The organism is Mesorhizobium sp. WSM4848 (assembly GCF_055811375.1).
Map to the genome: position 1 here is coordinate 44,520 of NZ_JBVVPX010000002.1, position 23,103 is coordinate 67,622.

The following is a 23,103-nucleotide window of genomic DNA, read 5'->3' on the forward strand; positions in this document are numbered from 1 at the left end:
CACTTGGATTGTGGCATTTGGATTGTGGCCCGTTTACGAGCAATTCAGAACTTCATTCCAATTTTAGCTTTGGCCGCTAGTGTAGAGTTGTAATGTCGGCGTATGAAAGGCAGATTTCGGGAGGAACCGCGCCACGGCGCGTGGTTTCGCTCGCCCTGCTTTCCGCCTTGCTATGCTCGACAGCACTGGTTGGCGCGAGCGGAAATGCGGTCGCTTTCGAGATCTTCGGCATCAAGCTGTGGGGATCGTCCGAGGATGAAGATGCCGACATCGTCGATCCGCTGCGCTATGCGGCGACCATCGAGGCGCCCGACGCCGACGAGGATCTCGCCGAGAAACTCGAAAACGCCTCGGCGCTGAAGGACGACGAAGAACGTCCGGTCTCCGGTTCGCTCGGCCTGCTGGCCAAGGCGCGTGCCGACCGCGATCAGCTTGTCGCCGCCCTTTATGCGGACGCCCGCTACGAGGGCGTCGTCACCATTACCATCGAAGGCAAGCCGCTCGACGATTTGCCGCCCGACGCCGAATTCTCGGGTCCGCAGCCGATTCCGGTGGTGATCAACATTGCGGCCGGGCCGAAGTTCACGCTTGGCGACATCAGGCTGGAGGGCGACGCGGCGGGGCTGGCTGGCGCCGATTTCGGCCTGATCGCCGGCGGCGATGCCGGTTCCGGTGCCGTGCTCAAGGCCGAGGCGTCGATCGTGCGGGCGCTCAAGGAGGGCGGCAGGCCGCTGGCCAAGGTGACGGCCCGCGAGATCGTTGCAGACCACGCCACCTCGACGCTCGACGTGACGCTGACTGTGGCCGCCGGGCCGGTTGCCGGCTACGGCGACACCACCGTCGAAGGCACCGACAAGGTCGACCGCGATTTCACCGAATATATGACCGGCCTCAAGCGCGGCCGCCAATATTCGCCGGAAGAGGTCGACGAGGCGCGCGACCGGCTGCTCGGGCTGGAAGTTTTCAACAGCGTGACGCTGAAGGAGGCCGACAGCCTCGACGCCGACGGCAACATCCCGATCGGCGTCGAAGTCAGCGAGCGCAAGCCGCGCTATTTCGGCATTGGCGGCACCTTCTCCAACACCGAGGGGCTCGGCCTCGAGGGCTATTGGGGTCACCGCAATCTGTTCGGCCGTGCCGAAAAGCTGCGCATCGAGGGCGCAATCAGCGGCATCGGCAGCAATGAGTTTACCGAGCTCAACTACAATGCCGGCATCATGTTCGAAAAGCCGGGCGTGGTCGGGCCGGCATCGAAATTCTTCGCCGGCGTCAGCACCGTATTAGAGCATCCCGACGCCTACGACAATTTCTCGGTTAAGGGCAACACCGGCCTGTCTTATGAACTCGACAGGCAGCAGACGGTTTCCGCCGAAGTCGCGCTCGATTATTCGAAGATCACTGATTCTTTCGGCAAGCACACCTATCTGATTGCCAGCGTTCCGCTGCGATATGTCTATGACAACCGCGACAGCCGGCTCAACCCGACGACGGGATTCAGGGCGTTGGCCTATGCCGAGCCGAGCTACGACATTTTGAACGGTGCGGCCTTCGTCAAGCTGAGGGGCGAAGGATCGGCCTATCAGTCGCTCGACACGGCTTCGAAATTCATCCTGGCCGAACGCGTCGTCATCGGCTCGATCGTCGGCGCCGGCCTTCAGGATGTTCCGGCCAACCGGCGCTTCTATGCCGGCGGCGGCGGCTCGGTGCGCGGTTATGCCTATCAGGGCATCGGTCCGAAGGACGCCGACGGACAGCCGATCGGCGGGCTTTCGTTGTTCGAGACCTCGGTCGAGATGCGCATCGCCATCACCGACACGATCGGCGTCGTGCCGTTCGTCGATGCCGGCACCGTCTCGACCAATCAATTCCCGGATTTTTCCGGCATGAAGGTCGGCGCCGGCGTCGGCTTGCGCTATATTACGCCGTTCGGACCGTTGCGCATCGATGCGGCGGTGCCGCTCAACCCGGATCCCGATGACCCGGATTTCGGCATCTATGCCGGTATCGGCCAGGCGTTTTGATGACAATGTTCAAGCGCATCCTCCGCATTGTCCTTTACACGCTGCTCGTCCTGGTGGCGGCGGTGATCGGTGCGCTCGTCGTGCTGACCAAGACCGAGCGCGGCCGCGCCAATCTCGCCGGCATCATCTCGACCGTGGCGTCGAGCGATGACCGGAAGGTCACGGTCAGCGGCATCGACGGCATCTGGTCCGGAGCGCTGACAGTCGACCATGTGGTGCTGGAGGATCGCCAGGGCGCCTGGCTGGTGGCGCGCAAGGTGGCCGTCGACTGGTCGCCGCTGGCGCTTCTGTCGAAGAACTTCAGCGCCGGCCGCGTCGGCGCCGATCGCATCGAGCTGGCGCGGCTGCCGGTGGCCGGCACGCAGCCGAGCCAAGCTGGCGCCACCACGCTGCCGGTGTCGCTCGACATCAAGCAGATCGACCTGCCGGAAATCGCGCTCGGGCAGGCGCTGGCCGGCAGCGGTATCGCCGAGCTCGCGGCCAAGGGATCGTTCAAGGCCGACGCGGCGCCATTGGCGCTCGAAACCAGCCTCAACATCACTCGCCGCGACGGCAGGCAAGGCAAGGTCGACGCCAACATCCATTTCGCGCCCGCCGATAACAAACTGGACCTCGATCTGAAGGCATCGGAGCCGGCCGGCGGCATCATCGCCAATCTCCTCAAATTGCCCGATGCGCCGCCGGTCAACATCGTCGTTACCGGCACCGGGCCGGTCGCCAACTGGAGCGGCATCGGTACCTTCGTCGTCGACGGCCAGATCGTGACCCAACTCACCGGTCGCCACCAACTCACCGACAAGGGCAACTATGTCGAGGCCAAGGGCGACGGCGACTTCCAGCGCTTCTTGCCCAAAAATCTGAAATCCTTGTTTGCCGGCAAGACCAGCTTCGACCTCGCCGGAACCGCGATTGTGACGGGCGGCGTCGAAGTCGAGCGCGCCAGCATCGACAGCGATGCCGTGCATGGCACCGCTGCGGGCATCGTCGACCCCAATGGCGCCAGCGATCTTTCGGTGGAGCTCGCCGCCAAGGGTCCACCGATCGTGCTCAGCCTCGGTGCCGCGGCGCAGCCGGTGACGGTGGCGATCACCGGCGCTACGGCCCGCGCGTTCGGCGGCGGCAAAGCGCCGATAATCGACATCGGCGCGTCCCTGGTCTCGGTGGTGGCGGGCGGCACGCGGGTGGACGATCTGGCGGCCGAAATCCATTCCGACGGCTTCGACATCCAGGACCGCAGCGGACCGGTCACCATCAAGCTTGTCGCCGGCGGCCTGAACACCGACGTGGCGACGCTGGCGCCGCTGGTGACCGGCAGGGTCACCGCGGACCTCGCCGGGTCGGTCAGCAAGGACGAGATCGTCGTCGATCAAGGCACGCTGCGCAGCGATGCGCTCAATGCCTCGGTGACGTCCAAGGTGACGCTGGCCGATCTGGCGATGACGCTCAAGATGAATGCCGATGCCGTCTCGACGGCGCTGCCGCCGCAGATCCGCCAGGTTCTCGGCGAGCGCGTGACATTCTCGGCGACCGCGACCCGCGACCCGCAAGGCTTGTTTGCCGCCAATGCGCTGCAACTCAATTCGGGCTCGCTCAGCGCCAGCGGCACCGCCAGCGCGACAGGCACCGACATCCAGGCCGACATCAGGGGCACGCTCGGCGACGTTTCGGTGCTGTCGCCGATGGTCGGCGTACCGGTCGGCGGGGCCGTCAATTTCGCGCTGACGGCGAGCGGCGCGCGCTCGGCGCCGGATTTCTCGGTCTCGGCCGACAGCGACAGCCTGACCGCGTCGGGCCGTACGGTCAAGACGATCAAGCTGACTGCGACGGGCAAGGCCGACATCGTCAATCCGGCTGCCGATGTCGCACTGACCGGGTCCGTCGACGACCAGCCGCTCGATCTCAGGGCATCTTTGGTGACGCGTGACGGAACGCGTTCCCTCAACGGGCTTAGCCTGTCGCTGGCCGACAACAAGGTCTCGGGCGATCTCGTGCTCGACGACAGTTTGCTGCCGCTCGGCACGCTGACCCTCGAAGCGCCCGATATCGGCCCGCTGGCGGCACTTGCCGGGCAGACGGCGGCCGGCGACGTGCAGGGCAGCATCCGCCTCTCGAATGATGGTGGCGCGCCGACGGTAGCCATCGATATGACGAGCGGGTCTATTTCGCGCGGCGATCTGGCGGCGAAGACCATCGCCGTCAACGCGCTGGTCGCCAACTATCTCAAGGCACCGGCGATCTCCGGCACGATCAAGGCCGATACGGTCAAATCAGGCGCCGCCGTGATCAGCGGCATCGGTGTCGATTTGAAGCGCGACGGCGACTGGACCGGGTTTTCCGGCGGCGCCACGGTCGTCGGCATTCCGGCCACCGCCGAAGGCAGGGTGAAGATCGCCGACGGCACGACAAGCGTCGAGATCGCTTCCGGCGAAGCGACCATTCGCGGCATCAACGCGGCGATCGCGCAGCCGTCGAGCTTAAGCATCGCCAATGGTACCGCAAGCATCGAAAGGCTGATGCTCGATGTCGGCGGTGGATCGGTGACCGTGTCCGGCACCGCCGGCCCGACGCTCGACCTCGCGGCGGAGTTTTCCGCGCTGCCGGCCGCCCTGGCCAATGATTTTTCACCCGGCCTCGTCGCCGCGGGCACGCTCGGTGGAACGGCGCAAGTGACGGGACCGTCGGCAGCCCCTGACATTCGTTTCAATGCGCAGCTCAGCGGCGCCGAGACCAGCCAGACCCGCCAGGCGGGGCTCGGGCCGCTCACCTTCGATGCGGCAGGCAGTTTCTCGTCCGCCGGCGGCATTGCCATCGACCGTGCGACACTTTCAGGTGACAAAATTTCCGGCAAGGCTGCCGGCACCATCAATCCGAACGGCGCCAGCGATTTTTCGCTGGACCTGGCCTCGACCGGCCCGAGCCTGCCGCTGGCGCTCGGCAGCACCGAAAGCCCGATCAATCTCGAGTTGCAGGCGCTGTCGGTTGAGGTCGCGGGGCAGGGCATGCAATCGACGCTGAATATCTCCGCGACACTGCCGTCGGTCGCCACCAACCTGGCCAAGGCTGAAGGCATCGCGCTTGCGCTCCATTCCGACGCCTTCGATCTGAAGGGCCGGACAGGGCCGATCTCCGGCACGGTGACGGCGGGCAAGATCGGCCTGGACAATCCGACCATCGCGCCGCTGCTCGCCGGAAAGATCACTGCCAAGGTCGCCGGCGATCTCGCTACCGATACCATCATCATCGACAGCGGCTCGGTGACGAGCGAGGTACTGGACAGCGGCTTTAATGGAAGGATCTCCCTGGCCGATGGCGCCATCGATCTCAACCTCAGGGCGGTTGCGGCTTCTGCAGCACTGCCGGCGGCAGTGCGCGGCGTGCTCGCCGAGCGGACGCAGCTCAGCGCGGCACTGAAGCGCGACGCCAACGGCAATGTTACCGCCAACGCCATCAGGCTGGTATCAGGTGCATTCAGCGCCGACGGGCAGGCCAGCCTCGCCGACAACAAGGTCAGCGCCGACGTCAAGGGCGCGCTGGCCGACATCTCGCTTCTGTCCGGGGATGCCAAGGGCGCCATAACGTTCGCGCTGAACGCGCAGGGCGCTGGTACAGCGCCGGACCTGTCGCTGACAGTCGACAGCGACCGGCTTTCGGTGGCGGCGCGAGAAATCACCGGGCTAAAGCTCACCGCGACGGGGAAGGGCGACATCGCCAGCCCGGCGGCCGATATCTCGCTCACCGGATCCGTCAATGACGAGCCACTCGATTTCAAAGCGTCACTGGTAACGCGCCAGGGAAAGCGGTCCATAAACGGACTAAGCCTGTCACTGGGCGACAACAAAGTTTCGGGCGACCTTGCTCTCGACGATCAATTCCTGCCGCTCGGCACGGTGGCGCTGGATCTACCCGATATCAGTCCGCTCGCAGCCCTGGCGCTGGAAAAAGCTAACGGCGACATGCGTGGCACGATCGTCTTCTCGAAGACCGGCAATGCGCCTGATGTCGCCATCAAGGCTTCGACGGCTTCGATTACACGCGGCGATGTTTCGGCAAAGACGGTCACCATCGATGCGCTGGTTGCCAACTATCTCGCCACACCGGTGATCTCCGGAAAAATCCGTGCCGACAGCGTCACCTCCGGCGGCACCGTCATTCGCGGCATCGATGTCGATCTCAAGCGTGACGGCGACTGGACAGGTTTTTCCGGCGGCGCCACTGTCAAGGACATTCCGGCCAGGGCCGAAGGCAGGGTGAAGATCGCCGACGGCACGACAAGCGTCGAGATCGCTTCCGGCGAAGCGACCATTCGCGGCATCAACGCGGCGATCGCGCAGCCGTCGAGCTTAAGCATCGCCAATGGTACCGCAAGCATCGAAAGGCTGATGCTCGATGTCGGCGGTGGATCGGTGACCGTGTCCGGCACCGCCGGCCCGACGCTCGACCTCGCGGCGGAGTTTTCCGCGCTGCCGGCCGCCCTGGCCAATGATTTTTCACCCGGCCTCGTCGCCGCGGGCACGCTCGGTGGAACGGCGCAAGTGACGGGACCGTCGGCAGCCCCTGACATTCGTTTCAATGCGCAGCTCAGCGGCGCCGAGACCAGCCAGACCCGCCAGGCGGGGCTTGGGCTGCTCAACCTCGATGCGGCAGGCAGCTTCTCCTCCGCCGGCGGCGTCGCCATCGACCACGCGGCACTTTCAGGAGACAAAATTTCCGGCAAGGCTGCCGGCACCATCAATCCGAACGGCGCCAGCGATTTTTCGCTCGACCTGGCCTCGACCGGCCCGAGCCTGCCGCTGGCGCTCGGCAGCGCCGAAAGCCCGATCAATCTCGAGTTGCAGGCGCTGTCGGTGGACGTCGCGGGGCAGGGCATGCAATCGACGCTGAATATCTCCGCGACACTGCCGTCGGTCGCCACCAACCTGGCCAAGGCTGAAGGCATCGCGCTTGCGCTCCATTCCGACGCCTTCGATCTGAAGGGCCGGACAGGGCCGATCTCCGGCACGGTGACGGCGGGCAAGATCGGCCTGGACAATCCGACCATCGCGCCGCTGCTCGCCGGAAAGATCACTGCCAAGGTCGCCGGCGATCTCGCTACCGACGGCATTGTCATCGACAGCGGGTCGGTGACGGGCGACGCGTTGAACACCGGCTTCAATGGAAGGATCTCGCTAACCGACGGCGCCATCGACCTCAACCTCAAGACCGACGCCGTTTCCGCGGCGCTGCCGGCGGCAGCGCGCGGCGTGCTAGCGCAGCGGACGGAACTCAGTGCCGCGCTGAAGCGCGACGCCAATGGCAATGTTATCGCCAACGCCATCAGGCTGGTATCAGGTGCATTCAGCGCCGAAGGGCAGGCCAGCCTTGCCCACAACAAGCTCACCGTCGACATCAAGGGCGCGTTGGCCGACATCTCGCTTCTGTCCGGGGACGCCAACGGCGCCATCACCTTCGCGCTGAACGCGCAAGGCGCCAGCACCGCGCCCGACCTGTCGCTGACGGTCAACAGCGACCGGCTTTCGGTTGCCGAACGCGAGATCTCCGGGTTGAGCCTCACCGCCACCGGCAAGGCCGATGCCGCCAACCCGGCGGCCAATGTCCAATTGACCGGAAATGTCGCGGGCCAGCCCCTGCAAGGCAGCGCCGTGCTGGCGACGTCAGACGGCAAGCGCGCCATCGACGGGCTTTTGCTGTCGCTCGGCAAGAACCGGATATCAGGCGACCTGGCGCTTGACGAGGCTTTCGTGCCTGAAGGAACCGTGGCGCTCGACCTGCCTGACATCGGACCGCTGGCAGCGCTTGCGCTGGAAAAGGCGGAAGGCGACGTGCGCGGGACGATCGTGTTCTCGAAGACCGGCAATGCGCCTGAGGTCACCGTCAAGGCTTCGACGGCTTCGATTACACGCGGCGATGTTTCGGCGAAGACGGTGACCATCGATGCATCGATCGCCAACTATCTCGCGGCACCGGTGATCTCCGGAAAAATCCGGGCCGACAGCGTCACCTCCGGCGGCACCGTCATTCGCGGCATCGATGTCGATCTGACCCGCGATGGCGACTGGACCGGCTTTTCCGGCGGCGCCACCGTCAAGGACATTCCGGCCAGGGCGGCCGGCCGCGTCAGGGTCGCCAATGGCACGACGACGGTCGAGCTCGCCTCCGGCGAGGCGACCATGCGCGGCATCAAGGCGGCGATCGCCCAGACCTCGACCATCACCATCGCCAACGGCACCACCAGCCTGGACAGGCTCGCACTCAACCTCGGCGGCGGCACGGCGACGGTTTCGGGCAAGGTCGGGGAGGCGCTCAATCTCAACGCGACGCTGGCGCGGGTGCCGATGTCGCTCGCCAACAGTTTCTCGCCCGGCCTCGATGCCGCCGGCTCGATCTCGGGCACGGTGAAGGTGACGGGCGCGCCGGCCAATCCGGCCGTCGCCTTCAAGGTCGACGCCGCAGGCGTCCAGACGTCGCAGACCCGCGGCGCCGGTTTCGGCGGCATGGGCGTTTCGTCCTCCGGCACGTTTTCCGGCAACAGACTGAGCTTCGAGGCCAGCATGAGCGATGCCGCAGGTCTCGGCCTCAAGGGCGGCGGCACGATGACGACCTCAGGCACGCCGACGCTTGATCTCGACTTTTCCGGCAAGGTGCCGTTCGCCTTCCTGACCCGGACGCTGGCCGCGCAAGGCCTGTCGTTGAACGGCACGGCCGACGTCAATTTGAAGGTGCGCGGCCCGGCGACGGCGCCGGTGATCTCAGGCACGGTCCGCACGTCAGGCGCCCGCCTGATCGATGCACGCTCGGGACTTGCGATCAACGATATCACTGCCGATGTGGCGATCGGCGATGGCGTCGCCAGGATCAACCGCCTGACCGGCAATTTGTCGACGCGCGGCAGCCTGTCGGCCAGCGGCACGGTCGGCATCAATCCGGCGCAGGGCTTTCCGGCCGACCTGTCGGTCAAGCTCGTCGACGGCCGCTACACCGATGGCAGGGTGGTCACCGCCAATCTCGGCGGCGACCTGACCATCAAGGGGCCACTCGCATCGGCGCCGGTGATCTCGGGTACGATCAACCTGGCCAAGACCGTCATCACCGTTCCCGAAAGGCTGCCGGGCTCGCTGGCGGCGCTCAACGTCAGGCACAAGAACGCACCGGCCGCCGTGCGCGCGCAGGACAAGGCGTTGCGCCCGGCGACGGCGAGCAGCAGCAGCGGTGGCGGCGGACTCAACCTCGATGTCACGGTCAACGCGCCCAGCCAGATCTTCATCCAGGGCAGGGGCGTCGATGCCGAGCTTGGCGGTTCGCTGCGGCTGACCGGCCCGGCATCGTCGCCGCAAGCGGTCGGCACCTTTGACTTGCAGCGCGGTCGGCTGTCGATCCTGGCCAAGCGGCTGACCTTCACCGAAGGCACGGTCGGCTTTTCGGGGTCGCTGGTGCCTTATCTCAATCTCACGGCGACATCGACGACGAGCAGCACCACCGTCACCATCGTGGTGTCGGGCGAGGCGACCAATCCGAAATTCAACTTCTCGTCGGTGCCGGCGCTGCCGGAAGACGAGGTTCTGGCGCAACTGATTTTCGGCCGCTCGATGTCGAACCTGTCGCCGCTGCAGATCGCCCAGCTTGCCGAAGCCGCCGCGCAGCTGGCCGGCATCGGTGGCTCGACCTCGCTGCTCCAGAACCTGCGCAACGCCATCGGCGTCGACGATCTCGACGTCATCACCGACGAGGAGGGCGGCACCGCGGTCTCGGCCGGCAAATATCTCAACGACCGCACCTATGTGACGATCCAGAAGGGCGACAAGCCGGGTTCGGGCAAGGCGGCGATCGATCTCGACGTCGGCCGCGGCGTCAAATTGCGCGGCGAAGCCACCGACGCCGGCGAAGCCAAGGGCGGCGTGTTTTATGAGCGCGAGTACTGAAGCCGGCCGACTCGAAAGGGCCCGACAGCCCTCGTCGCCGTATTGGCATTATCCGGGATCGGGTGGCGCGGTGCAAAGCTTCGCGCATGTCCGCGAGAATTCGAGATCGATTTCGGCGCAAAATCAACCTACTACAGCGTCCGCTGCGCGCCCGACGGGACGTGCGGCGCGGTAGTGGATGTCTCAGTTTGATCGCTGCCGGAGATTCGAACGAAATCTGCCGGGCAATAGCAATTTTGCGCCAAGACTGTCGTTATCACGCGAACTGCTTCCCTTCCAAAGTTGCACATTCCTTGGCATGTTCCCAGTCCGTGCCGTTTTTGACATCACGGCCCGGATGCGGAATGGTAAAAGGCAGAAAGCCAACAATGGGAGTTCTCGATGACAATCTACAAGAGTAATGGCGACCGTGTTCCGGATCACATCCTGGCGATGGCCCAAAAAGCCAAGGCAAGCAAGGTGGATCGCCGCGAATTCCTGGCTCTGGCCAGCGTGTTCGGAGCGTCGACCGCGATGGCTTACGGAATGCTCGGTCTGGCCGCGCCGACGCCGGCACTCGCTCAAGAGCCTAAGAAGGGCGGCGTGATCAGGGTTTCGATGTTCGTCAAGGACCAGAAGGACCCTCGCTCCTACGACTGGCCAGAAATGGCGAATGTGGCGCGCCAGTTCCTTGAGCCATTGGTCAAGTACACGCGCGAATTCACATTCGAGCCGGCTTTGCTCGAAAGCTGGGAAATTAACGACGACGCCACCGAATACACGCTCCACGTTCGCCAAGGCGTGACGTGGAACAATGGCGATGCCTTCGGTGTCGATGACGTGATGTTCAACCTTCTGCGTTGGTGCGACGGAGCAGCAGAAGGCAATTCGATGGCGGCGCGCATGGGCGCACTGGTCGATCCGGCGACGAAGAAGGCCAGGGATGGCGCGATAACGAAGGTCGATGACCATACGATCAAAGTCAAATTTCCGGCGCCCGACATCACCTTCATTCCGGGCGTCTCCGACTATCCCGGCATCATCGTGCATCGCGATTTCGAGAAGAACGGGTCGAACCTCGTCTCGCACCCGATCGGCACCGGGCCGTTCGAGCTTGTGTCCTACGATGTCGGCTCCAAGGCAGTGCTGAAGCGGCGCGAGAACGGCAAATGGTGGGGCGGCGAGGCCTACCTCGATGGGGTCGAGTTCATCGACTATGGAGCAGACCCGTCGGCCGCTGTCAGCGCCTTCGAGGCAGGAGAGGTCGATACCAACTACGAAACCGTCGCCGACTATGTCGATATCCTCGACGGGCTTGGGCTTGTGAAGTCCGAGGTCAACACAGCCGCGACCATCGTGGCGCGCATGAACGTCAACAACAAACCCTATGACGACCAAAAGGTTCGCAACGCGCTGCAGATGGCGGTCGACAACGCCACCGTTCTTCAGCTCGGCTATGGTGGCCGGGGCACGGTGGCGGAAAACCATCATGTTTCGCCGATCCATCCCGAGTATGTGGAATTGCCCAAGAAGGCACGCGATGCGGCGGGCGCCAAGAAGCTGATGGAAGAATCCGGCCATGCCGATTTCGAGCACGACCTGATCACCACCGACGAGGATTGGCACAAGAACAGCGGCGATACGATAGCCGCGCAGATGCGCGAGGCGGGTCTGAAGGTGAAGCGCACCGTGCTGCCGGGTGCCACCTTCTGGAACGACTGGACCAAATATCCCTTCTCGATGACAACCTGGAACATGCGTCCGCTGGGTGTTCAGATCCTGGTGCTTGGGTATCGCAGCGGCGAAGCCTGGAACGAGACCGCCTATGCCAATCCCGAGTTCGACAAAAAGCTTGCCGAAGCGACAGCGCAGCCCGATGTCGAAAAGCGCAAGCTGCTGATGAAGGATCTCGAGCAGATCCTGCAGGATTCCGGCATTATCATCCAGCCCTACTGGCGCTCGCTCTACAATCACTCGGCCACCTACGTAAAGAACCACGGCATGCACCCGACCAACGAGCACGATTTCTACCGGGTATGGCTCGACAAGGAGGCATGACCAGCGCGTATAGAGAGAGGGGCTGCAGCCCCTTTCTCTAGCTCAATTGTTGATCTTTCTTACCCCAACCAAACCGGCAGGGGCATAAAATGTTTGCATTCGTTCTCAGACGGCTCGGCACCATGCTTCTCACCATGCTGTGCCTGACGATGGTCGTGTTCTTCCTGGTCAATCTCGAACCCAATCTGAAAAAGCTGGCGATCAGCCAGACCGAAATGCATACCTCGGCCGAGCAGCTCGAAAGCTGGCTGGTCAACCATGGCTACCGCCAGAATTTCTTCTCCCGCTATGGCCAATGGCTGGGTATCGTGCCCAAACAGCCGGTCACAGACCCGGCAACGGGCAAACCCGCGCGACGTTTTTCCTTCTGCAATGATCCTGTCGAGCCGACCTTCTCCGGCGTGCTGCAGGGTGACTTCGGCTGCTCGACCAAGTTCAAGACGACGGTCGCGTCGAAGCTTTTCCCGGCGCTCGGTGCAACCGGAATCCTGATGTTCTGGGTGCTTGTGGTGATGGTGCCGATCTCGCTGCTGATCGGCATCCTCGCCGGCATGCGCGAAGGCTCGCGAACCGACCGAACCTTGTCGGTCGCCTCGATCGCCTCGACGGCGACGCCCGAATATGTTTCGGGCGTCATTTTCACCGTCATCTTCGCCTCATGGCTCGGCCTGCTGAACGGTTCGGCGGCTTCCGCCAGCCGGGGCATCACGTTCTACAACTTCACGCTGCCTGTGATGACGCTGGCGATCTACGGCATCGGCTATATCGCCCGCATGACCCGCGCCTCGATGGTCGAGGTGATGACCCAGCAATATATCCGCACCGCCCGGTTGAAGGGCCTCTCCTTCGGCAGCGTCGTCGTCAAGCACGCGCTGCGCAACGCCCTGATCGCGCCGTTCACCGTCATCATGCTGCAATTTCCCTGGCTGCTCACCGGCGTCGTCATTGTCGAGGTGATGTTCCGCTACCAGGGGTTTGGCTACACGCTGGTCGAGGCGGCCGGCAACAACGATATCGATCTTTTGCTCGGCTGCTCCCTGGTCTCGGTGTTCATCGTCCTGATCACGCAGCTCATTTCCGATGTCGGCTACGCGTTTCTCAATCCGCGTATCAGAGTTCAATAGGGGATCGAGCGGATGCAGCTTGAATATATCGGCGCCTTCAATGTGGTGCTTGGCGTGCTTGCGCGTTTCTGGCCGGTCTGGATCGCTCTCGTCCTGGTGATGGGGGCGAGCTTCGCCTACAAGAAGAGGCTTGGCCTCTACGGTCAGCTTTTCGACAGCGGCGTCGGCATTGCCGGCGTCGGCATCTGCCTGTTCTGGCTGTTCACAGCGATCTTTGCGTCGACCATTTCGCCCTTCAATCCACTGGCGCAGGTTTCGATCATGAAGGACGCGCTGCCGGGCGCGGTCGAGCCGCAATCGGGACTTGTCTACCTGTTCGGCGGCGACAAGCTTGCCCGCGACGTGTTCAGCCGCATGGTCTACGGCAGCCAGATCGTGCTGATCATCGCGCCGGCGGCGACCGGGTTTGCGCTGATGGTCGGCATCACGCTCGGCCTGCCGGCCGGCTATTATGGCGGCAGGATCGATACGGTGCTGTCATTTCTCGCCAATCTGGTGCTCGCCTTCCCGGTTATCCTGCTGTTCTACCTCCTGGTGACGCCGGGCATCATGGAGACACCTATACCCTATGCGATGGCCGGCGTGTTCTTCATGTTTCCGATCATCTTCTTCAGCGTGCTGTTCTGGACGCGCTACAAGAAACGGCCCGACCGGCTTTACATCCTGCTGGGGCTGACGCTGATCATTGGCGGCTGGGTCTATGCCGGCCTGGTCTTCGATGCCGATCCGTTCAGGATCATCCATATCGATCCCAACCAGCTCAACATCTTTGTGGCGGTGGTGTTCGCCTCCAGCCCCGGCGTGTTCCGCATCGTGCGCGGCCTGGTCATGGACATCAAAACGCGCGACTATGTGGCGGCAGCGCAGACGCGCGGTGAATCGCCCTGGTACATCATGCTGTGGGAGGTCCTGCCCAACGCGCGCGGGCCGCTGATCGTCGATGGCTGCCTGCGTATCGGCTACACCACGATCCTGCTCGGCACGCTCGGTTATTTCGGCCTGGGGCTGGCGCCCGAGAGCCCGGACTGGGGCACCGCGATCAAGGATGCCAGCCGCCTGCTGCGCTCCTTCATCCATCCGGCGCTGCCGCCGACGATCGCGCTGATGTCGTTCGTGCTGGGCCTTAACCTGCTGGCCGACTCGCTGCGTGAGCAATCGATGAAAGATTGATGGACGGGTTCTCGACCCGATATGCTGAAAGAACCAGGATTGGAGCGACCCATGAATGAGGCAGTTCGAAATCCCGCCGAGCCGATCAATGGGCCGACCAATGAGCCGATCATCGAGATCGAGAACCTGTCGATCTCCTTCTTCACCCGCAAGGGCGAGATACCGGCCGTCATGGATTTTTCCTGCACGGTCATGCCTGGTGAAGCGATGGGCATCGTCGGCGAATCCGGTTGCGGCAAGTCAACCGTGTCGCTCGGCATCATGCGTGACCTCTCCAACATCGGAAAGATCGTCGGCGGCCGGATAAAGTTCCAGGGCAAGGACATGGGCGAACTGTCCGACGAGGAACTGCGCGCCATCCGCGGCAACAAGATCGCGATGATCTACCAGGAGCCGATGGCCAGCCTGAACCCGGCGATGAAGGTCGGCCAGCAACTGATGGAAGTGCCGCTGATCCACGACAAGGTGTCGAAGGAAGAGGCTTATAAACGCGCGCTGGAAATGGTGCGCTCGGTCAGGCTGCCCGATCCAGAGCGCATGATGCGCTCGTTTCCGCACCAGCTTTCCGGTGGCCAGCAACAGCGCATCGTCATCGCCATGGCGCTGCTGTCGAAACCGGCGCTGCTGCTGCTCGACGAGCCGACGACGGCGCTCGACGTGACGGTCGAAGCCGGCATCGTCGACCTGGTCAAAGGGCTCGGCGAGAAGTTCGGCACCTCGATGATCTTCGTGTCGCACAATCTCGGCCTGATCCTGGAAACCTGCGACCGCATCACGGTGATGTATTCGGGCGAAGCGGTGGAGACCGGCAAGATCAAGGACGTCTTCGACCGGATGCGCCATCCCTACACGCAGGGCCTGTTCCGCTCGATCCCGCTGCCCGGCGCCGACAAGAATTCGCGGCCTCTGATCTCGATCCCGGGGCAATTGCCGCTGCCGCACGAGCGGCCGAAGGGCTGCAATTTCGGCCCCCGCTGCCACCATTTCGTCGAGGGCGTCTGCAACGCCGCCGAAATCCCGATGATCGCGGTCGACGGCCATGAAGGCCATTTTTCGCGCTGCGTGCGCTTCAACGAGATCGACTGGGAGGCACTGCCGCCCGGCGCCAAGAAGGTCAACGAGCGCGTCGAGCCGGGCGCGCCGATGCTCAAGATCGAGGACCTGAAAAAATACTACAAGGTCGGCGGCAGCGAGGTGTTCGGCTCGAGCGAGGGCCGCGTCGTCAAGGCCAATGAGACGATCTCCTTCATGGCGCGCGAATCCGAGACCGTCGCCATTGTCGGCGAGTCCGGTTGCGGAAAGTCGACGCTGGCCAAGGTGCTGCTCGGACTGGAGACGGCAAGCTCCGGCAGCGTGACGCTCGGCAACCAACAGATCCAGTCGATCGGGGTCGAAAACCGCAGCGTCGAGACGGTGTCGTCGATCCAGATGGTGTTCCAGAATCCGTTCGACACGCTCAACCCCAGCCATACGGTCGGCTCCCAGATCATCCGCACGCTGGAAAAATTCAATGTCGGCAACACCGTTGCCGATCGCCGCCAGCGCATGCTGGAACTGCTCGACCTGGTGAAGCTGCCGCGAGCGTTCGAGACCCGCAAGCCGCGCCAGCTTTCCGGCGGCCAGAAACAGCGCATCGGCGTGGCGCGGGCCTTTGCCGGCGATGCCAAGGTGGTGGTGGCCGACGAGCCGGTTTCGGCGCTCGACGTGTCGGTGCAGGCAGCGGTGACCGAACTGTTGATGGACATCCAGCGCAAGAACAAGACGACGATGCTGTTCATCAGCCACGATCTGTCGGTGGTGCGCTACATCGCCGACCGCGTCGTCGTCATGTATCTCGGCTATATCGTCGAGCAGGGCACGACCGACCAGATCTTTTCACCGCCCTATCATCCCTACACCGAGGCGCTGCTGTCTGCGATCCCGATCGCCGACACCAGCGTGATCAAGAAGCACATCGTGCTGGAGGGCGACATCCCGTCGGCGATGAACCCGCCAACCGGCTGTCCGTTCCAGACCCGCTGCGGCTACAAGAAGCTGGTGCCGGACAATCTTTGCGAGACGCAGGTGCCGCCGGTGAAGAATCTCGGCGATGGCCATATGAGCCTGTGCTGGCTTGCCGACGACGTGCTGGCAAAAATGGAGCCGGTGATCAAGTTCGACAAGGAGCATGCCGCCCATGAGGGGGTGCCGGACGACGCGTCGCAGGGCGTCGGTCCGGGCTTTGCCGGCGCTCCGCCGAAGCGTCCACGCGGCAAGACGCCGAAGCTGACCGACGATTAGGTCCGTGGCGCCATCAAGGCGCGCATTGGCGTAGCTGCGCGGCGTAGTCCCGAGCCATCTGCTCGGTGGCCCGGGCATAGCGCTGCACGCCGGCATCGCCGCGGTTGCCGCGGCCATAGGCCGTCCAGCCGAGATAATAGGCCAGATAGAGATTGTAGGTGTCGTTGCGGGCGACGCCGAGCCTGTCTGATGTCTTGGAATGGTACCAGCCGACGAAATCGACGGCATCGGCGAAGCTGGTGCGGCGCGCCGCCCAACTGCCGGTCTCGCTCTGATATTGCGCCCAGGTGCCGTCAAGCGCCTGGGAGAAGCCGGTGGCGCTGGAGACGCGTTTCCAAGGAATGAAGCCGAGCAGCTTCTTGCGCGGTGGCCTGGCGTTGCTCTTGAAGCCGGATTCCTTGCGCACCGTCGCCATCAGCACGGGAACCGGCACGCCATGCTTCCGTTCGGCGCGTTCGGCCGCCGCCTGCCAGTTGTCGAACCAGCCGTCATTCTGGTCGAAGACGGCGCAGACATCGTTGATATGGCGCGGCGGCGCCGCGCAGGCCGACAGCGCCAGCAGCACGGCAACAGCAACAATTTTACGAAAACTCGACCTACCCATCGCAGGAGGATTAGGCCGAAAACATAAAAGGAATCTTGCGGCGTTCCTTAACGGCTGATAGGCCGCTTTGGCCGCGACACACCGAGGATAGATATTCCGACGCGGGAAAGAAACCGATTTCATCGGCAAGCAGGCGGCACTCGCCGAGCGCCAGCAAGGCGGCAAGCTGCGACTGCGCGCCTTTGTCGTCGATGCGGCAGACGCCGACGCCATCGGCGACGAGCCGATCTGGTTCGACGGCGCCGTGCGCGGCTGGGTCACGTCAGGCGGCTACGCACACCATTCGAAGACGTCCGTGGCGATGGGCTATGTGCCGAAGGAGATCGCCGACGAGGCCGATGGTTTCGAGATCGAGCTGTTGGGCAAGCGCTACACCGCCCGGGTGCAGGCGACGCCGCTGTTCGACGCGAATCTCGAGCGGATGCGGGGGTGATGGCGCCGCCAGGTGGGAGGCCACCCAAAATGCGCGGGGTCGGCAGGACAGAGGGGGGCGCCGTAGAGCGCCAACCGCGACAAACAAACCGCCCTTCGGGTTACGCTTAACCAGCTACCGCACAGGCGCCGTTAGCGCGAAATGAGCACCCTGTGGGTCCGTGCACATCACGATCCAGCCGCCACCGGGAACCTCCATCGGTCCCATCAGGATGTTGCCGCCATTGTTGGTGACGCGCTTGGCCGCCGCGTCGATTGCGGGAACATTGAAATAGAACTGCCAGACCGGCACCGGAATCTGCTCGGGCTTGTTCATCATGCCGCCGATAGGTTCGCCGCCGGCGGCAAACAGCTGGTAGGTGCCCATCGGCCCCATATCCATGGCGTCGCCCTTGGTCCAGCCGAATTGCCCGGCATAGAAATCGAACGCGGCGCGCCAGTCGGTCGTGTAAAGTTCATGCCAGCCGATATGGCCGGGAGTGGTAGCCGGCACCGGCGGCTGGTCAGGGCCGTCAGGCTGCAGGAAGTTGAAGACCGCGCCTTGCGGATCGGCGAGGACGGCAAAGCGGCCGACGCCCGGAATGTCATCGGGTTCGCGATGAACCGCACCGCCGGCGTCCTTCAGCGATTTCGTCGAAGCATCGACATCCCCGGTATGGATGTAACCGACCCAGGCCGGCGGCATGCCCGTTTGGCGCACTTCGTCCGGCTGCGTCATCAGCCCGGCTACGCCGCGCTCGCCGACATTCATGACGATATAGCGCGGCATGCCGGGCGCGCCGTCGAAGGGCTGCGCCTTCCAGCCCACGACAGCGGTGTAGAACGCTTCGGCAGCGTCGAGGTCGGTGGTCATCAGTTCGTACCAGAAGAAGGGCATCGGAGACTTTGGCATTGTCGTGCTCCTTGGGTTTCCAGTTATCGATCATACGTGATCCATCTAGGACGATCTTCGCGACGGAATTCCGACAGCCAAGGCCATTTAGAAAAACATGAGTATGGATGTCATATTTTTGTCGTGGCTTTTCAGCGGCTTGCGTCGAAAATTGACCAATTGATAAAAAAACAAAACGTGCTAGCCTTGCCCAAAACAACAAGGAATGGGGAAGCGGAATGGCGACTGGTCATTTCAAGCAGGGCATTGCCGGCGGCCGGCTTTCGCCCGAGCAATATGCGGATAATTTTTCCGACCTGCATCCGCCGCTCGATCATCACGAGGCGCTGGTCGAGTCCGATCGCTGCTATTTCTGCTACGATGCGCCGTGCATGAACGCATGCCCGACCTCGATCGACATCCCGCTGTTTATCCGCCAGATCTCAACGGGCAATCCGATCGGCTCGGCCAGGACGATTTTCGACCAGAACATTTTGGGCGGCATGTGCGCCCGCGTCTGCCCGACCGAGACGCTGTGCGAAGAGGTCTGCGTGCGCGAAGTGGCGGAAGGCAAGCCGGTGCAGATCGGCCGCCTGCAGCGTTATGCCACCGATGTCGCGATGGCTGAGAACAAGCAGTTCTATGCGCGCGCAGCCCCGACCGGCAAGACGATCGCCGTGGTCGGCGCTGGACCGGCCGGGCTTGCCGCCGCCCATCGGCTTGCCCGCCATGGACATGACGTGACCATTCTCGAGGCCCGCCCGAAAGCCGGCGGTCTCAATGAATATGGCATCGCCGCCTACAAGAGCATCGACAATTTCGCCCAGGCCGAGGTCGACTATATCATTTCGATCGGCGGCATCGACATCCAGAACGGCAAGGCGCTTGGCCGCGATTACCAGCTGTCGGACTTGACCAGGAATTACGATGCGGTGTTCCTTGGCATGGGGCTTGGCGGCGTCAACGCGCTGCGCGCCGACGGCGAGGACGCGCAAGGCGTCGCCAATGCGGTGGAGTTTATTGCGGAGCTTCGCCAGGCCGGCGATCTGGCCAGCCTGCCGGTCGGCCGGCGCGTCGTCGTCATCGGCGGCGGCATGACGGCGATCGACGCGGCGGTGCAATCAAAACTGCTCGGCGCCGAAGAGGTGACGATCTGCTACCGGCGCGGCCAGGAGCACATGAACGCTTCCGAATTCGAGCAGGACCTGGCCGCCGCCAACGGCGTCATCATCCGTCACTGGTTGCAGCCGAAGCGGGTCATTGTGGAAGGCGGCAAGGTCTCGGGCATCGAACTCGAATATACGGCGATGCAAGGCGACAAGCTCGTCGGCACCGGCGAGCGGCTGACGCTCACCGCCGACCAGGTGTTCAAGGCGATCGGCCAGAGCTTTGTCCCGGCGGCGCTCAACGGCAGCGGCGCCTTGCTGGCGCTGGAAGCCGGCCGCATCAAGGTCGATGCCGAAGGCCGCACCTCGCTGCCAAACGTCTGGGCCGGCGGCGACTGCATTTTTGGCGGCGACGACCTCACCGTCTCGGCAGTCGCGCAAGGGCGCGACGCGGCCGAATCGATCCACCGGGCACTGACCTCGAACGGGAGGGCATGAGCATGGCAGACATACGCAACAATTTCGTCGGCATCAAATCGCCGAATCCGTTCTGGCTGGCCTCGGCGCCGCCGACCGACAAGGCCTACAATGTCATCCGCGCCTTTAGGGCGGGCTGGGGCGGCGTTGTCTGGAAGACGCTCGGCGAAGAGGGGCCGCCGGTGGTCAATGTCAACGGCCCGCGCTATGGCGCGATCTGGGGCGCCGACCGCCGCCTGCTCGGCTTGAACAACATCGAGCTGATCACCGACCGCGACTTGCAGATCAATCTGCGCGAGATCAAGCAGGTCAAGATGGACTGGCCCGACCGCGCCATCGTCGTCTCGCTGATGGTGCCTTGCGAGGAGCATGCGTGGAAGGCGATCCTGCCGGTGGTCGAGGAGACCGGGGCCGACGGCATCGAGCTCAATTTCGGCTGCCCGCACGGCATGTCGGAACGCGGCATGGGCGCCGCCGTTGGCCAGGTGCCGGAATACATCGAAATGGTGGTGCGCTGGTGCAAGGCCAACACCCGCATGCCCGTCATCACCAAGCTGACGCCCAATGTCACCGATATACGCAAGCCGGCGCGGGCCGCCCTTGCCGGCGGCACCGACGCGGTGTCGCTGATCAACACCATCAATTCGATCACCGGCGTCAATCTCGATAGTTTCGCACCGGAGCCGACGATCGACGGCAAGGGTTCGCATGGCGGCTATTGCGGCCCGGCGGTGAAGCCGATCGCCATGAACATGGTGGCCGAGATCGCCCGCGATCCGGAAACGTATGGCCTGCCGATCTCCGGTATCGGCGGCATCACCACCTGGCGCGACGCTGCCGAATTCATGGCGCTCGGCGCCGGCAATGTGCAGGTGTGCACGGCGGCGATGACGTACGGCTTCAAGATCGTGCAGGAGATGATCGCCGGCCTCGAAAACTGGATGGACGCGAAGGGCCATGCCTCGCTCGACGACATCGTCGGCCGCGCCACGCCCAATGTCACCGACTGGCAATATCTCAACCTCAATTACGTCGCCAAGGCGCATATCGACCAGGAGGCCTGCATCAAATGCGGCCGCTGCCACATCGCCTGCGAGGACACCTCGCACCAGGCGATCACCAGCATGGTGGACGGCAAGCGGCATTTCGAGGTGATCGAGGCCGAATGCGTCGGCTGCAACCTCTGCGTCAATGTCTGCCCGGTCGAGAACTGCATCACCATGGAGCCGCTGGCCGCCGGCGTCATCGACCAGCGCACCGGCAGACCGGTGTCGCCGGTCTACGCCAACTGGACAACGCATCCGAACAACCCGATGGCCAAGGTCGCGGCGGAATAGGGACGGGCGAGGTGCAACTCCCCAGAACTTGGGTTCCTCGCCCCACGAAGTGGGGAGAGGAACCCAAGTCCTGTAAAGTGGCGCCCGCAGGGCAATAAGGGGCGGCGCAATGATCTGAAAGGATCAGTGCCGGAATGCCTGAAACGTCATAAACCCGCCACCGAATCTCCAAAGTGGGCATTTCCTATTGCGGATAAAAATTATCCACGATAAGATATATCCATGAATTTGGACTCAGAAAAATGAAGCTGAGCGAGGGCGTTGAAGCGGCCATCCACTGCGCCGCCATGCTTGCCGGCGTGGAAGGCGCGGCGACCGTGCCGGGTGCGGCCATGGCGGAAGCGTTCGGCCTGTCGCCAAGCTATCTGCTCAAGCATCTCAACGCGCTGACGGCGTCGGGTATCCTGGAATCGGTACCCGGGCCATCGGGCGGTTACCGGCTGGCGCGGCCGGCGGAGCGCATAACGCTGCTCGACATCGTACTCGCCGTGGAAGGACGCGAACCGGCCTTCCGTTGCGGCGAAATCCGGCAGCGCGGGCCTGCCAGGCTCGATGCCTCGGCCTATGTCAAACCCTGCGGCATCAGCGTCGCGATGCTGAAGGCCGAACGCGCCTATCGCGCCGCTCTTGCCGAGGCCCGGCTGTCCGACATCGTGGCGGAATATGTGAGCGATGCCGATCCCCGTTCGGTCGCCGCCAACTGCGCCTTTGTCGAGCGCCATCAACGACCGCAGAAATCCAGTTCAACCAAGCAAGCGTGAAAGGCAAAAAAGACGATGAAGCAGAGGCTGCAATTCTTCGGCGCGGCGCCGGAAATCATGAAGGCGGTGTCGGCGCTCAACAAGGCGGTCGACGAATGCGGGCTCGAGGAAGGCCTGCTGCATCTGGTCAAGCTGCGGGCGTCGCAGATCAATGGCTGTTCCTATTGCGTCGAGATGCACAGCCGCGAGGCGCGTCACGATGGCGAGACCGAACAGCGGCTCTATCTCGTCTCCGCCTGGAAGGAATCGCCGCTGTTTTCCGAGCGCGAACGTGCTGCCTTCGCCTGGACCGACGTGGTGACGAAGATCGCCGACAGCGGCGTGCCGGACGATCTCTACGCTCGCACGCTTGAACACTTCTCGGAAGAGGAACTGGTCAAGCTGTCCGTTGCGATCGGCATGATCAACACCTGGAATCGGCTCTGCGTTCCCTTCCACGCCATTCATCCGGTAGCGGCGGCCAAGGCCGCCTGAGCGCACGAAACTGGATGCGCGGCCTTAACGGCGCGCGTCTCTTTTTGCTTTGGGATCAAGACCATGTTGTTGAATTTTGAGAATGAGATTCTGGTTGCCGCCCGCCTGCTGCTCGGCGGCGCGTTCGTCTTTGCCGGCCTCCGCAACATCCAGAATGCAGGCTTCCTGACCCAGCTGATGACGACACGCGGCGTGCCGCAGGCGCGGCTGATGCTGTGGCTGGGGATCGTCCTGCAGATCGTTTCCGGAGCACTGGTAATATCAGGTGTCTGGACCGCCGCCGCCGCTCTGTGCCTTGTGCTGTTCCTAATTGTCGCCACGCCGATGTTCCACAATTTCTGGAATCATCAAGGGCCAGAGCGCGCGTCCCGCATCAACGGCTTTGTCGGCAACGTGGCGTTGACCGGAGGAATTCTGGTGCTGATGGGCCAGGCGCTTTAAGGGGTACCGCGCAGCCGATTTGGTATGAATTGTCGCCTGCGCATTAATCGCT

The 23,103-nt window shown here is 63.5% G+C and carries 13 protein-coding genes and 1 pseudogene; 12 read left to right on the forward strand and 2 right to left on the reverse strand.

Annotation, left to right across the window (positions count from 1 at the left end; translation table 11 throughout):
- Positions 1 to 92 precede the first annotated feature (92 nt).
- The 6 genes from AC0L16_RS02610 (at position 93) to AC0L16_RS02635 (ending at position 16,548) form a co-directional block, all read left to right on the forward strand.
- Positions 93 to 2,021: an autotransporter assembly complex protein TamA gene (locus tag AC0L16_RS02610; RefSeq protein ID WP_473618835.1), complete on the forward strand. Its 1,929-nt coding sequence runs from the start codon at positions 93 to 95 to the stop codon at positions 2,019 to 2,021.
- Positions 2,021 to 9,937 (forward strand): translocation/assembly module TamB domain-containing protein, encoded by a 7,917-nt coding sequence (locus tag AC0L16_RS02615; protein WP_473618836.1) that lies wholly within the window; start codon positions 2,021 to 2,023, stop codon positions 9,935 to 9,937. The genes AC0L16_RS02610 and AC0L16_RS02615 overlap by 1 nt, the downstream gene beginning before the upstream one ends.
- 381 nt (positions 9,938 to 10,318) lie before the next feature.
- Complete coding sequence (locus AC0L16_RS02620; protein ID WP_473618837.1) at positions 10,319 to 11,974, forward strand: ABC transporter substrate-binding protein; 1,656 nt, start codon at positions 10,319 to 10,321, stop codon at positions 11,972 to 11,974.
- 89 nt (positions 11,975 to 12,063) lie between these two features.
- Entirely contained in the window at positions 12,064 to 13,098 is a 1,035-nt protein-coding gene (locus tag AC0L16_RS02625; RefSeq protein ID WP_473618839.1) for an ABC transporter permease, read from the forward strand.
- Positions 13,099 to 13,110: 12 nt separating this feature from the next.
- Positions 13,111 to 14,268, forward strand: coding sequence for an ABC transporter permease (locus AC0L16_RS02630; RefSeq protein WP_473618840.1), 1,158 nt, complete (start codon positions 13,111 to 13,113; stop codon positions 14,266 to 14,268).
- A 51-nt stretch (positions 14,269 to 14,319) separates the two neighbouring features.
- Positions 14,320 to 16,548, forward strand: a complete 2,229-nt coding sequence (locus AC0L16_RS02635) for a dipeptide ABC transporter ATP-binding protein (RefSeq protein WP_473618842.1) — start codon at positions 14,320 to 14,322, stop codon at positions 16,546 to 16,548.
- Positions 16,549 to 16,561: 13 nt separating this feature from the next.
- On the opposite strand, the gene AC0L16_RS02640 is transcribed toward AC0L16_RS02635, so the two are convergent.
- Entirely contained in the window at positions 16,562 to 17,152 is a 591-nt protein-coding gene (locus AC0L16_RS02640; protein WP_473618843.1) for a transglycosylase SLT domain-containing protein, read from the reverse strand.
- A 103-nt stretch (positions 17,153 to 17,255) separates the two neighbouring features.
- Here AC0L16_RS02640 and AC0L16_RS02645 point away from each other — a divergent pair.
- Positions 17,256 to 17,585, forward strand: a pseudogene (locus AC0L16_RS02645) (glycine cleavage T C-terminal barrel domain-containing protein); the annotation flags it as partial.
- A 114-nt stretch (positions 17,586 to 17,699) separates the two neighbouring features.
- On the opposite strand, the gene AC0L16_RS02650 reads toward AC0L16_RS02645, so the two are convergent.
- Positions 17,700 to 18,476, reverse strand: coding sequence for a VOC family protein (locus AC0L16_RS02650; protein WP_473618844.1), 777 nt, complete (start codon positions 18,474 to 18,476; stop codon positions 17,700 to 17,702).
- Between the two features lie 218 nt (positions 18,477 to 18,694).
- Here AC0L16_RS02650 and AC0L16_RS02655 point away from each other — a divergent pair, with 218 nt between their 5' ends.
- From AC0L16_RS02655 to AC0L16_RS02675, 5 genes are all read left to right on the forward strand, one after another.
- Positions 18,695 to 20,059 carry an NAD(P)-dependent oxidoreductase gene (locus AC0L16_RS02655; protein WP_473618845.1) on the forward strand — a complete coding sequence of 455 codons (1,365 nt, stop codon included), beginning with the start codon at positions 18,695 to 18,697 and terminating at the stop codon, positions 20,057 to 20,059.
- 2 nt (positions 20,060 to 20,061) lie between these two features.
- Positions 20,062 to 21,375 carry an NAD-dependent dihydropyrimidine dehydrogenase subunit PreA gene (gene preA / locus AC0L16_RS02660; protein ID WP_473618846.1) on the forward strand — a complete coding sequence of 438 codons (1,314 nt, stop codon included), beginning with the start codon at positions 20,062 to 20,064 and terminating at the stop codon, positions 21,373 to 21,375.
- Positions 21,376 to 21,617: 242 nt separating this feature from the next.
- Entirely contained in the window at positions 21,618 to 22,136 is a 519-nt protein-coding gene (locus AC0L16_RS02665; protein WP_473618847.1) for an RrF2 family transcriptional regulator, read from the forward strand.
- 15 nt (positions 22,137 to 22,151) lie between these two features.
- Positions 22,152 to 22,610: a carboxymuconolactone decarboxylase family protein gene (locus AC0L16_RS02670; protein ID WP_473618848.1), complete on the forward strand. Its 459-nt coding sequence runs from the start codon at positions 22,152 to 22,154 to the stop codon at positions 22,608 to 22,610.
- A gap of 63 nt (positions 22,611 to 22,673) precedes the next feature.
- Complete coding sequence (locus AC0L16_RS02675) at positions 22,674 to 23,051, forward strand: DoxX family protein (RefSeq protein WP_473618849.1); 378 nt, start codon at positions 22,674 to 22,676, stop codon at positions 23,049 to 23,051.
- Positions 23,052 to 23,103 lie beyond the last annotated feature (52 nt).

What these genes read in the sequence shown, in the direction of transcription:
- AC0L16_RS02610 (WP_473618835.1), top strand. Translation starts at nt 93, where the DNA reads ATGTCGGCGTATGAAAGGCAGATTTCGGGAGGAACCGCGCCACGGCGC.
- AC0L16_RS02615 (WP_473618836.1), top strand. Translation starts at nt 2,021, where the DNA reads ATGACAATGTTCAAGCGCATCCTCCGCATTGTCCTTTACACGCTGCTC.
- AC0L16_RS02620 (WP_473618837.1), top strand. Translation starts at nt 10,319, where the DNA reads ATGACAATCTACAAGAGTAATGGCGACCGTGTTCCGGATCACATCCTG.
- AC0L16_RS02625 (WP_473618839.1), top strand. Translation starts at nt 12,064, where the DNA reads ATGTTTGCATTCGTTCTCAGACGGCTCGGCACCATGCTTCTCACCATG.
- AC0L16_RS02630 (WP_473618840.1), top strand. Translation starts at nt 13,111, where the DNA reads ATGCAGCTTGAATATATCGGCGCCTTCAATGTGGTGCTTGGCGTGCTT.
- AC0L16_RS02635 (WP_473618842.1), top strand. Translation starts at nt 14,320, where the DNA reads ATGAATGAGGCAGTTCGAAATCCCGCCGAGCCGATCAATGGGCCGACC.
- AC0L16_RS02640 (WP_473618843.1), bottom strand. Translation starts at nt 17,152, where the DNA reads ATGGGTAGGTCGAGTTTTCGTAAAATTGTTGCTGTTGCCGTGCTGCTG.
- AC0L16_RS02650 (WP_473618844.1), bottom strand. Translation starts at nt 18,476, where the DNA reads ATGCCAAAGTCTCCGATGCCCTTCTTCTGGTACGAACTGATGACCACC.
- AC0L16_RS02655 (WP_473618845.1), top strand. Translation starts at nt 18,695, where the DNA reads ATGGCGACTGGTCATTTCAAGCAGGGCATTGCCGGCGGCCGGCTTTCG.
- preA (WP_473618846.1), top strand. Translation starts at nt 20,062, where the DNA reads ATGGCAGACATACGCAACAATTTCGTCGGCATCAAATCGCCGAATCCG.
- AC0L16_RS02665 (WP_473618847.1), top strand. Translation starts at nt 21,618, where the DNA reads ATGAAGCTGAGCGAGGGCGTTGAAGCGGCCATCCACTGCGCCGCCATG.
- AC0L16_RS02670 (WP_473618848.1), top strand. Translation starts at nt 22,152, where the DNA reads ATGAAGCAGAGGCTGCAATTCTTCGGCGCGGCGCCGGAAATCATGAAG.
- AC0L16_RS02675 (WP_473618849.1), top strand. Translation starts at nt 22,674, where the DNA reads ATGTTGTTGAATTTTGAGAATGAGATTCTGGTTGCCGCCCGCCTGCTG.